The organism is Streptomyces sp. NPDC060209 (assembly GCF_042728155.1).
Lineage (GTDB): Bacteria > Actinomycetota > Actinomycetes > Streptomycetales > Streptomycetaceae > Streptomyces.
In genome coordinates this window covers 1-9,541 of sequence record NZ_JBHWZS010000331.1, presented here as the reverse complement: position 1 = coordinate 9,541, position 9,541 = coordinate 1, and the positions used below count along the sequence as shown (strand labels likewise).

Below are 9,541 nucleotides of genomic sequence, written 5' to 3'. Positions count from 1 at the left end.
ACCCCGTCGCGTTGCTCGACGGGGTGGGCGCCCTTCTCACTCACTTCTACTGGTTGTACGGACCGTAGTCGTAGTCCTCCAGCGGAACGGCCTGGCCGGAGCCCGTGCCGAACGGCGAGTAATCGATGTCGTCGTAGCCGACGGCCGAGTACATCGCGGCCTTGGCTTCCTCGGTCGGCTCGACCCGGATGTTGCGGTAGCGGGACAGACCCGTACCGGCCGGGATGAGCTTACCGATGATGACGTTCTCCTTGAGGCCGATCAGGGAGTCCGACTTGGCGTTGATCGCCGCGTCGGTCAGAACCCTGGTGGTCTCCTGGAAGGACGCCGCCGACAGCCACGACTCGGTGGCGAGCGAGGCCTTGGTGATACCCATCAGCTGCGGACGGCCGGAGGCGGGGTGACCGCCCTCGGTGACCACACGACGGTTCTCGGTCTCGAACTTCGAGCGCTCGACGAGCTCGCCCGGCAGCAGCTCCGCGTCGCCGGACTCGATGATCGTCACACGGCGCAGCATCTGCCGGATGATGATCTCGATGTGCTTGTCGTGGATCGACACGCCCTGCGAGTTGTAGACCTTCTGGACTTCGCCGACCAGGTGGACCTGGACCGCGCGCTGACCGAGGATCCGCAGCACGTCGTGCGGGTTGGTGGCACCGACGGTGAGCTTCTGGCCCACCTCGACCGCGTCGCCCTCGCCGACCAGGAGACGGGCACGCTTGGAGATCGGGAACGGCGTCTCCTCGCTCCCGTCGTCCGGGGTGACCACGAGCTTCTTGGTCTTCTCGGTCTCCTCGATGCGGACCCGGCCCTTGGCCTCCGAGATCGGGGCGACACCCTTGGGGGTACGCGCCTCGAAGAGCTCGACGACACGCGGCAGACCCTGCGTGATGTCGTCACCCGCCACACCACCGGTGTGGAAGGTACGCATCGTCAGCTGGGTACCGGGCTCACCGATGGACTGGGCGGCGATGATGCCGACCGCCTCACCGATGTCGACCAGCTTGCCGGTGGCGAGCGAGCGTCCGTAGCAGAAGGCACAGGTGCCGACCGCGGACTCACAGGTCAGGACCGAACGGGTCTTGACCTCCTCGACGCCGGCGCCCACGAGGGCGTCGATCAGGACGTCACCGAGGTCGACGTTGGCAGGCGCGATGACCTTGCCGTCGATGACGACGTCCTCGGCGAGCATGCGGGCGTAGACCGAGGTCTCGACGTCGTCCGTCTTGCGCAGGACGCCGTCGGCGCCCTTGACGGCGATCTTCAGCTTGAGGCCGCGGTCGGTGCCGCAGTCCTCCTCGCGGATGATGACGTCCTGCGAGACGTCCACCAGACGACGGGTCAGGTAACCCGAGTCGGCGGTACGCAGGGCGGTGTCCGCCAGACCCTTACGGGCACCGTGCGTGGAGATGAAGTACTCCAGAACGGTGAGGCCCTCACGGAAGGACGCCTTGATGGGACGGGGAATCGTCTCGTTCTTGGCGTTCGACACCAGACCACGCATACCCGCGATCTGACGCATCTGCATCATGTTTCCTCGGGCACCCGAGTCGACCATCATGAAGATGGGGTTCGTCTTCGGGAAGTTCGCGTTCATCGCCTCGGCAACCTCGTTGGTCGCCTTGGTCCAGATCGCGATGAGCTCCTGCGTGCGCTCGTCCTTGGTGATGAGACCGCGCTCGTACTGCTTCTGGACCTTCTCGTCCTGCTCCTCGTAGCCCCTGACGATGGCCTTCTTGGCCTCGGGCACGACGATGTCGGAGACGGCCACGGTGACGCCGGAACGCGTCGCCCAGTGGAAGCCCGCCGCCTTCAGGTTGTCGAGCGTCGCCGCCACGATGACCTTGGGGTAGCGCTCGGCCAGGTCGTTGACGATCTCGGAGAGCTGCTTCTTGCCCACCGAGTAGTCGACGAACGGGTAGTCCTCGGGCAGCAGCTCGTTGAAGAGCGCGCGGCCCAGGCTCGTACGCAGCCGGAAGGTGTCGCCCGGCTGGTACTCGGGCTCGCCCTCCTCGATGACCGGCGGCACCCAGCCACGCGGCGGGATGGTGCCCACCGGGAAGCGGATGTCGACCTTCGCCTGCAGCGACAGCTCGCGGGCGTCGAAGGCCATGGTGGCCTCGGCCGTGGAGCCGAACGCGCGGTCCGTGCCCTTGGCGTTGCGGCCCTCTTCGTCCGTGGTGAGGAAGAAGAGACCCAGCACCATGTCCTGGGTCGGCATGGTGACGGGACGACCGTCGGCCGGCTTCAGGATGTTGTTCGAGGACAGCATCAGGATGCGGGCCTCGGCCTGCGCCTCCGCGGAGAGCGGCAGGTGCACGGCCATCTGGTCACCGTCGAAGTCCGCGTTGAACGCGGTGCAGACGAGCGGGTGGATCTGGATGGCCTTGCCCTCGACCAGCTGCGGCTCGAAGGCCTGGATGCCGAGGCGGTGCAGGGTGGGCGCACGGTTCAGCAGCACCGGGTGCTCGGCGATGACCTCTTCGAGGACGTCGTACACGACGGTGCGGCCACGCTCGACCATGCGCTTGGCCGACTTGATGTTCTGCGCGTGGTTCAGGTCCACCAGGCGCTTCATCACGAACGGCTTGAAGAGCTCCAGCGCCATCGCCTTCGGCAGACCGCACTGGTGCAGCTTGAGCTGCGGACCGACGACGATCACGGAACGCGCGGAGTAGTCCACGCGCTTGCCGAGGAGGTTCTGACGGAAACGGCCCTGCTTGCCCTTCAGCATGTCGCTGAGGGACTTCAGGGGGCGGTTACCGGGACCGGTGACCGGGCGACCGCGGCGGCCGTTGTCGAACAGCGCGTCGACGGCCTCCTGCAGCATCCGCTTCTCGTTGTTCACGATGATCTCGGGGGCACCGAGGTCAAGGAGACGCTTGAGGCGGTTGTTGCGGTTGATCACACGGCGGTACAGGTCGTTCAGGTCGGAGGTCGCGAAGCGGCCACCGTCCAGCTGCACCATCGGACGCAGGTCCGGCGGGATGACCGGCACGCAGTCGAGCACCATGCCCTTGGGCTTGTTGCTGGTCTGCAGGAACGCGGAGACGACCTTGAGGCGCTTGAGCGCACGGGTCTTCTTCTGGCCCTTGCCGGTGCGGATGATCTCGCGGAGGCGCTCGGCCTCCTCGTCGAGGTCGAAGGACTCCAGGCGCTTCTGCAGCGCGGCGGCGCCCATGCAGCCGTCGAAGTACGTGCCGAAGCGGTCACGCAGCTCGCGGTAGAGCAGCTCGTCGCCCTCGAGGTCCTGGACCTTGAGGTTCTTGAAGCGGCTCCACACCTCGTCGAGACGGTCGATCTCGCGCTGCGCACGGTCGCGCAGCTGCTTCATCTCACGCTCGGCACCTTCGCGCACCTTGCGGCGCACGTCGGCCTTGGCACCCTCGGCCTCGAGCTCGGCCAGGTCGGTCTCGAGCTTCTTGGCGCGGTTCTCGAGGTCCGAGTCGCGACGGTTCTCGACCTGCTGGCGCTCGACGGAGACGTGCGCCTCCAGCGACGGGAGGTCACGCGTGCGGCGCTCCTCGTCGACGAACGTGATCATGTACGCGGCGAAGTAGATGACCTTCTCGAGGTCCTTCGGCGCGAGGTCCAGCAGGTAGCCGAGGCGCGACGGGACGCCCTTGAAGTACCAGATGTGGGTGACGGGAGCGGCAAGCTCGATGTGGCCCATGCGCTCACGGCGCACCTTGGCGCGCGTGACCTCCACGCCACAGCGCTCACAGATGATGCCCTTGAAGCGGACACGCTTGTACTTGCCGCAGTAGCACTCCCAGTCCCGGGTCGGACCGAAGATCTTCTCGCAGAAGAGTCCGTCCTTTTCGGGCTTGAGCGTGCGGTAGTTGATGGTCTCCGGCTTCTTCACTTCGCCGTGGGACCAGGTCCGGATGTCGTCCGCGGTGGCAAGGCCGATCCGCAGCTCGTCGAAGAAGTTGACGTCGAGCACTTGTCGTCAATCCCTCTTTCGGGGGTTCGAGCCCCCTCGCCTGAGCGAGAAATCGGGGCACTTCAGCAATGGTCTGAACGGGTCCGGGGAGAGCCGGCCGGATCACTGGGATCCGGCCGGCCAACCCGTCAGACCTCTTCGACGCTGCTCGGCTCGCGCCGGGACAGGTCGATACCGAGCTCCTCCGCCGCGCGGAAGACGTCCTCGTCCGTGTCACGCATCTCGATGGACATACCGTCCGAGGACAGCACCTCCACGTTGAGGCAGAGCGACTGCATTTCCTTGATGAGCACCTTGAAGGACTCGGGAATGCCGGGCTCGGGGATGTTCTCGCCCTTGACGATCGCCTCGTAGACCTTCACGCGGCCGGTGACGTCGTCGGACTTGATCGTCAGGAGTTCCTGGAGGGCGTATGCGGCGCCGTAAGCCTCAAGGGCCCACACCTCCATCTCACCGAATCGCTGCCCACCGAACTGTGCCTTACCACCCAGCGGCTGCTGCGTGATCATGGAGTACGGTCCGGTCGAACGGGCGTGGAGCTTGTCGTCGACCAGGTGGTGCAGCTTGAGGATGTACATGTAGCCGACCGAGACCGGCTCGGGGAACGGCTCGCCGGAGCGGCCGTCGAACAGGTTGGCCTTGCCCGAGGGCTGGACCAGCCGGTCGCCGTCGCGGTTCGGGATCGTGGCCTGGAAGAGGCCGGTGATCTCGTCCTCGCGGGCGCCGTCGAAGACGGGCGTGGCGACGTTGGTGCCGGGGGCGACCTGGTCGGCACCGATGGCCTGCAGACGCTGGGCCCACTCGTCACCGAGACCGGAGACGTCCCAGCCGCGGCTGGCGAGCCAGCCGAGGTGGATCTCCAGGACCTGTCCCGGGTTCATTCGGGACGGGACACCCAGCGGGTTGAGGATGATGTCGACCGGGGTGCCGTCCTCCAGGAACGGCATGTCCTCGATCGGCAGGATCTTGGAGATGACGCCCTTGTTGCCGTGACGGCCGGCGAGCTTGTCACCATCGGTGATCTTGCGCTTCTGCGCGACGTAGACGCGGACCAGCTGGTTCACGCCCGGCGGCAGCTCGTCGCCCTCTTCGCGGTCGAAGACGCGGACGCCGATGACCTTGCCGATCTCGCCGTGCGGGACCTTCAGCGAGGTGTCGCGCACCTCGCGCGCCTTCTCACCGAAGATCGCGCGGAGCAGGCGCTCCTCCGGGGTCAGCTCGGTCTCGCCCTTGGGCGTGACCTTGCCGACGAGGATGTCGCCGGCGACGACCTCGGCACCGATACGGATGATGCCGCGCTCGTCGAGGTCGGCGAGGACCTCTTCGGAGACGTTCGGGATGTCCCGGGTGATCTCCTCCGGGCCGAGCTTGGTGTCACGGGCGTCGACCTCGTGCTCCTCGATGTGGATCGAGGAGAGGACGTCGTCCTGCACGAGGCGCTGCGACAGGATGATCGCGTCCTCGTAGTTGTGACCCTCCCACGGCATGAACGCCACGAGCAGGTTCTTGCCGAGCGCCATCTCACCGTTCTCGGTGGCGGGCCCGTCGGCGAGGACCTGGCTCTCGATCACGCGGTCGCCCTCGGAGACGACGACCTTCTGGTTGACCGAGGTGCCCTGGTTGGAGCGCGAGAACTTGGCGATGCGGTACGTGGTGTACGTGCCGTCGTCGTTCGTCACGGTGATGTAGTCCGCGGAGACCTCCTGGACCACACCCGCCTTCTCCGCCTTGAGCACGTCACCGGCGTCGGTGGCACAGCGGTACTCCATGCCGGTACCGACCAGCGGCGCCTCGCTCTTGATGAGCGGGACGGCCTGACGCATCATGTTGGCGCCCATGAGGGCACGGTTGGCGTCGTCGTGCTCGAGGAACGGGATCATCGCGGTCGCGACCGACACCATCTGGCGCGGCGAGACGTCCATGTAGTCGACGTCGTCACCGGGGATGTAGTCGATCTCCCCGCCACGACGGCGGACCAGGACGCGGGCCTCGGTGAAGCGCATGTCCTCGGAGAGCGTCGCGTTCGCCTGGGCGATCACGAAGCGGTCCTCTTCATCGGCCGTCAGGTAGTCGACGTCGTCGGTGACGACGCCCTCGACGACCTTGCGGTACGGCGTCTCGATGAAGCCGAACGGGTTGATGCGCCCGTAGGAGGCCAGCGAGCCGATCAGACCGATGTTCGGGCCTTCGGGCGTCTCGATCGGGCACATGCGGCCGTAGTGCGACGGGTGAACGTCACGGACCTCGAAGCCGGCGCGCTCACGGGACAGACCACCCGGGCCGAGCGCGTTGAGACGACGCTTGTGCGTCAGGCCCGACAGCGGGTTGTTCTGGTCCATGAACTGGGACAGCTGGCTGGTGCCGAAGAACTCCTTGATGGAGGCGACGACCGGCCGGATGTTGATCAGGGTCTGCGGCGTGATCGCCTCGACGTCCTGGGTGGTCATGCGCTCACGCACGACGCGCTCCATACGAGCGAGACCCGTACGGACCTGGTTCTGGATCAGCTCACCGACGTTACGGATACGGCGGTTGCCGAAGTGGTCGATGTCGTCGGTCTCGACCATGATCGAACGGCCGGACTCGCCGGTCGTCTCGGTCTCGCCGGCGTGCAGCTTCACCAGGTACTTGATGGTGGCGATGATGTCGTCGCTGGTGAGCACACCGGCGTCGAGCGGCTCGTCGGCGCCGAGCTTCTTGTTCACCTTGTAGCGGCCGACCTTCGCGAGGTCGTAGCGCTTCGGGTTGAAGTAGAGGTTCTCGAGCAGCGTCTGAGCAGCCTCGCGCGTGGGCGGCTCGCCCGGACGCAGCTTGCGGTAGATGTCGAGCAGCGCGTCGTCCTGGCCCTGGGTGTGGTCCTTCTCCAGGGTGGCGCGCATGGACTCGTACTCGCCGAACTCCTCGAGGATCTGCTCGGTGGTCCAGCCGAGAGCCTTCAGGAGGACGGTGACGGACTGCTTGCGCTTGCGGTCGATGCGGACACCGACCATGTCGCGCTTGTCGATCTCCATCTCCAGCCAGGCACCCCGGGAAGGGATGATCTTGGAGGAGAAGATGTCCTTGTCGGACGTCTTGTCGATGGAGGAGTCGAAGTAGACACCCGGCGAGCGCACGAGCTGCGACACGACGACACGCTCGGTGCCGTTGATGACGAAGGTGCCCTTGTTGGTCATGAGCGGGAAGTCGCCCATGAAGACCGTCTGGGACTTGATCTCGCCGGTCTCGTTGTTGGTGAACTCGGCCGTGACGAAGAGCGGCGCGGCGAACGTGAAGTCGCGCTCCTTGCACTCGTCGATCGAGTTCTTCGGGGGCTCGAAGCGGTGGTCGCGGAACGTGAGCGACATCGACCCGGAGAAGTCCTCGATCGGCGAAATCTCCTCGAAGATTTCCTCCAGGCCGGACTTGGTGGGGACGTCCTGTCCACTGTCCAGAGCAGCCTCGACGCGAGCCTTCCAGGCGGCGTTACCGAGGAGCCAGTCAAAGCTCTCGGTCTGCAGCGCGAGGAGGTTCGGAACCTCGAGGGGCTCCTTGATCTTTGCAAAAGAGATGCGCAGCGGGGCGGTGCTGGCACCGTTGTTCGTATTCGAGGTCGAGGCGTTGCGCGAGGCGGCCAAGAGGGGGTCCTTCCGAGGGCTCGGACTCACTACGCGCGTACCGGCCCCAAGCCGCACACAGAGACAGAAATCCCAAGGTCAGGGAATGTCCGGTCATCGGTGCTAGGCGTGGGCATGCCCCTGGTGACGGGCAGGAGGCAGCTAACAGGCAGCGCAAAGGGTCAGTGTAGCCAAGCGGCACACTGATGTCCAGTCGGGGTTCTCAGAGACCCACGTTGCTCTCAACAGCTGTTCTCAACACCTATGAATAGCCCTCGCGCGGGGTGCGCTCTTCTTTACTGCCCTCTTCGCTCTCGATCCATGCCTCGGATGCGGATCGAGATGACGACGCGTCCTGAGAATTGCGCGCCGCGTGCGGTTCGTCAAGGCCCTGTGGCCCCGGCGGACGTCCGGCGATCTTCACCTGTGCCCTGAGGACGCCTGTTGACGGCCCTCTGAGCGCCCCGGAGAAACGCACGGCGATGATCACCCTACTCGTCGCGGGCGGAAGTTCAAGGCAGCCTCCAGGGGCACGCCAAAGGGCGACCACCCGGATGGGTGATCGCCCTTTGCGATGTGACAACCCCGCCTCGCGGCAGAGTCGGTCCTGAGGAGTCAGATGACTCGCAGGGTCACTTGACCTCGACGGAGGCGCCGGCGCCCTTGAGGGACTCGGCAGCCTTCTCGGCGGCCTCCTTGGCGACCTTCTCGAGGACGGGCTTCGGGGCGCCGTCCACGAGGTCCTTGGCCTCCTTGAGACCCAGCGAGGTCAGCTCACGCACGACCTTGATGACCTGGATCTTCTTCTCGCCGGCACCCGTGAGGATGACGTCGAACTCGTCCTGCTCGGCCTCGGCCTCGGCGGCGGGGCCACCGGCGGCGGGACCGGCGACGGCGACGGCCGCGGCGGCGGTGACGTCGAACTTCTCCTCGAACGCCTTAACGAACTCGGAGAGCTCGATGAGGGTGAGCTCCTCGAACTGAGCGAGCAGGTCTTCCTGGCTGAGCTTCGCCATGATGGCGTCCTTCCACTAATTCGGCAGGTGCCGGATGTATATGTAGGCGGGCGTACGGGCCCGCTGCGAGCCGTGGACGCGGAGTGTTACTCCGCCACCTCGGCGTCGGCGGGAGCCGGCGTACCGGCACCGCCCTGCTCGGCCTTCTTGGCGCGAAGCGCTTCCGCGGTGCGGACGAACTTCGACGGCAGAGCCTGGAAGAGCTGCGCAGCCTGAGTCTGCTTGCCCTTCATGGCGCCGGCCAGCTTGGCGAGCAGAACCTCGCGGGACTCGAGGTCCGCGAGCTTCTTGATCTCATCGGCAGACAGCGCCTTACCGTCAAGGACACCGCCCTTGATGATGAGGTTGGGGTTGTCCTTGGCGAAGTCACGAAGACCCTTCGCCGACTCCACCGGGTCACCGGTGATGAAGGCAACCGCCGTCGGACCTGCGAACAGGTCGTCCAGCGTGTCGATCCCGGCCTCGTTGGCCGCAATCTTGGTCAGCGTGTTCTTCACCACGGCGTACTGGGCGTTCTCACCGAGCGAACGACGCAGCGTCTTGAGCTGCGCCACGGTGAGACCCCGGTACTCGGTCAGCACAGCGGCGTTCGAGCTGCGGAACTGGTCCGTCAGCTCGGCTACCGCGGCAGCCTTGTCGGGCCTTGCCATGAGCGTCGGCCTCCTTCCGGGTGATGAGGACCGCTCAGAAGGGGCCGGGAAAGACGAAACGCCCCGGCGCAGGCGCCAGGGCGTAGCTCGACCGAATGAATCCGGGAGCTTTCCACAGTCACCTGCGCAGGTCGCCCGTTCTCGACGGATCCTTCGGTCACCGTTTCCTCTTGCGAGGTCCCGGTAACGACCAGCGGTCTTTGGCTTCCTGGTGAGAGTACGCGACCGGGGCCGTCCGGAGCAAATCCGTCCCGGTTCGACCGGCCCGAGAGGTTTGAGGGCCTCTCGTCCCGGTCGGAGCCCCGCGTACGAGGACGGGCCCCGCACCCTCCGAAG

The 9,541-nt window shown here is 66.0% G+C and carries 4 protein-coding genes; all 4 read right to left on the bottom strand.

The window, feature by feature from the left end; translation table 11 throughout:
• Window positions 1-46: 46 nt before the first annotated feature.
• The 4 genes from ACFWFI_RS37015 to rplJ all read right to left on the bottom strand — a co-directional run bounded on the left by ACFWFI_RS37015 (window position 47) and on the right by rplJ (window position 9,205).
• The gene (locus ACFWFI_RS37015; RefSeq protein ID WP_387399190.1) at window positions 47-3,946 is read right to left on the bottom strand and encodes a DNA-directed RNA polymerase subunit beta'; all 3,900 of its coding nucleotides are present in this window, start codon (window positions 3,944-3,946) and stop codon (window positions 47-49) included.
• A 128-nt stretch (window positions 3,947-4,074) separates the two neighbouring features.
• Window positions 4,075-7,560: a DNA-directed RNA polymerase subunit beta gene (rpoB, locus tag ACFWFI_RS37010; RefSeq protein ID WP_387399187.1), complete on the bottom strand. Its 3,486-nt coding sequence runs from the start codon at window positions 7,558-7,560 to the stop codon at window positions 4,075-4,077.
• A gap of 611 nt (window positions 7,561-8,171) precedes the next feature.
• Entirely contained in the window at window positions 8,172-8,555 is a 384-nt protein-coding gene (rplL, locus tag ACFWFI_RS37005; protein WP_103517760.1) for a 50S ribosomal protein L7/L12, read from the bottom strand.
• An 86-nt stretch (window positions 8,556-8,641) separates the two neighbouring features.
• Entirely contained in the window at window positions 8,642-9,205 is a 564-nt protein-coding gene (gene rplJ, locus ACFWFI_RS37000) for a 50S ribosomal protein L10 (RefSeq protein WP_329231821.1), read from the bottom strand.
• Window positions 9,206-9,541 lie beyond the last annotated feature (336 nt).